This is a genomic window from Pseudoalteromonas sp. TAE79 (genome assembly GCF_000498015.1).
Lineage (GTDB): Bacteria > Pseudomonadota > Gammaproteobacteria > Enterobacterales > Alteromonadaceae > Pseudoalteromonas.
Map to the genome: position 1 here is coordinate 1 of NZ_AUTL01000040.1, position 2299 is coordinate 2299.

A 2299-nucleotide genomic window follows, 5' to 3' on the forward strand; every position below is an offset into this window, starting at 1 on the left:
CTTGCGGTTTTTTTAGCTTCGCTATGGGCGCTGCGTCGAACTGTGGCTGATGCCATCGACACTTACCATAGCGCCGGTCTGATAAAATGCTGTGATGGAACATGGCTACGCCCATGCAATTTGACAGATAGCCGTCAGGGATTTGATGCGCTCTTCTTATGCTCATTAAGCCGTAGAACCACATTCTTTTCGGAAGCATTCATCAAGCCGGCCTTTTTGTTTTCGTGATCAGTGATTGTCCGTCGGCGCTGTCCACGCCGGCGCTGTCCACGCCGGCGCTTCGTCCTCAGTTCGCCGTGCGTCCTCCCGCATGGCGTGCCCCTTCTAAAATAGCTGAGCCAATAATGTTCCCCTTTTATGGTAAAAATGTAACTATGATCATAAGAAGTAAATCATGGGTAAAAGTATCCGATATTCGGACGAGTTTAAACAAGAAGCAGTGAATCAAGTCGCAGTGCATGGCTACAGTGTGAATGATGTTGCTGAACGTCTAGGTATAAGCACTAAAACGCTGTATGGATGACTTAAAAAATTTCAAAGCCAACAAAAGCGCGTGAAGAAGAACAAGACTTACGAGCTGAAAATGCCCGGCTGAGACGTGAGCTGAAACGTGTTGAACAAGAAAGGAACCTGTTAAAGGAAGCCGCGGTGTTCTTTGTCGGTGAGTCAAAGAACGGTACCGGTTCATAAAATCTTGTAGTTCACGTTATCCCGTGAGAGTTTTGTGCCGAACGTTAGACGTTCACCCCAGCGGTTATTATGATTGGCTGAAATCGCCAGTCAGCAAGCGAGAGCGTGAAGACCAAAAACTCGCGCAAAAAATTAAGCAGTTTTGGATAGAAAGCGGTGGCTTTCATGGTTACCGCAATATCTACATGGACTTTCGTGACTCCAACCAATATTGTGGCCGTGATCGGATCTTACGCTTAATGCAAAAAGAAGGCATTCGTGCGCAGCGGGGTTATAACACGCCCCGAGGCTACTACGGAGGTAAGACCGATATTGTTGCCGATAACGTGCTAAATCGCGCATTTAACGTCGAGCACCCTAATCAATGGTGGGTGACCGACATCACTTACATTAAAACACATGAAGGCTTTCTTTTTTTAGCCGTCGTCATGGATTTATTCGCACGTCATATCGTTGGTTGGTCGATGAGCGAACGAATGCCCGAAGACTTGGCACTATGCAAGCCATTGCAGCCGCTTATTGGTGACGAAAACCGCAGCAACAAGTCAGTTTGCACTCCGACCAGGGCTCTCAATATTCCAGTCGGCAGTTCAGAAAATTACTCGATGCATACAATATTAAAGCCAGTATGAGTCGACGTGGTAACTATCATGATAATGCGGTTGCTGAGAGCTTCTTCAGCAATTTAAAGAAGGAAAAAATACGCCGTCGTATTTATCCAAACCGGGCTGAAGCCAAACAGGCAGTATTTCATTATATTGAGATGGTTTACAATCCAACTCGGCGTCATACGAAAAATGACAGAGTATCGCCAAACAACTTTGAGCGTGAATATTTTAAAAAGGTAGAAGGTGTCTATAAAAATCAGGCATTACCAGCTAAGCTTACCAGCTAAGCTTACAAGAGAACATCGCATATCGTGATGTCGTTTTAACAACAGGAGACATTCCATGGTCAAAGTAGCCTTGTTCGTTCGCCTTGAAGCGAAACCCGGAAAAGAGAAAGAGGTTGAGAGCTTCCTTATGAGTGGCCTTCCCATCGTCAATGAGGAGCCTGCCACCACTGCGTGGTTTGGCATTCGCCTTGGACCAAGCACTTTCGGAATCTTTGATGCTTTCCCGGATGAAGCGGGTCGCCAGGCCCATCTCTCCGGCAAGGTCGCAGCCGCGTTGATGGCAAAGGCAGGTGAGTTGTTCTCCGAGCCCCCGTCCATCGAAAGCGTTGATGTACTTGCGGCAAAGCTACCTGGCTAGCAAGCCTAACAATTCGTTCAAGCCGACGCCTGTTCGCGGCGCGGTTTAACTCAGGCGTTAGCGATACAAAAAGGAGAACTCATGAACACAAAACAAGTGTTCGGCTTAATCGGCTCAATCATACTTTTTATCGGAGTTTTTACACCGATTGTTAGTGTAACTACCCCGTATAATAATACAGCTCACTCGTAGAATTTCTTTTAAACTAAAACAAAGGAGTTTTACGATGAGCAAACGCATGACAGAAAGCCAGATCGTGGCGATTTTAAAAGAGGCCAAAGCCGGTATGCCGGTGAAAGATATCTGCCGTAAGTACGGTATCGGTAATTCAACGTTTTATAAATGACGCGAAAAAT

Annotated in this window: 2 protein-coding genes and 2 pseudogenes; all 4 read left to right on the forward strand. The window is 46.3% G+C overall.

The window, feature by feature from the left end:
- A partial coding sequence (locus L655_RS1000000127650) for a hypothetical protein (protein WP_139016268.1) occupies positions 1–228 on the forward strand: 228 nt, incomplete at its 5' end.
- Positions 229–394: 166 nt separating this feature from the next.
- Positions 395–1585 (forward strand): annotated as a pseudogene (locus L655_RS01000000124855) (IS3 family transposase).
- A 55-nt stretch (positions 1586–1640) separates the two neighbouring features.
- Positions 1641–1943, forward strand: coding sequence for an antibiotic biosynthesis monooxygenase (locus tag L655_RS0101115; protein WP_024603810.1), 303 nt, complete (start codon positions 1641–1643; stop codon positions 1941–1943).
- Between the two features lie 226 nt (positions 1944–2169).
- Positions 2170–2283: pseudogene (locus L655_RS1000000126415) on the forward strand (transposase); the annotation flags it as partial.
- Positions 2284–2299: the final 16 nt, after the last annotated feature.

Excerpts from the sequence above, each read along its gene's own strand:
- L655_RS0101115 (WP_024603810.1), top strand. The coding sequence starts at position 1,641 with ATGGTCAAAGTAGCCTTGTTCGTTCGCCTTGAAGCGAAACCCGGAAAA.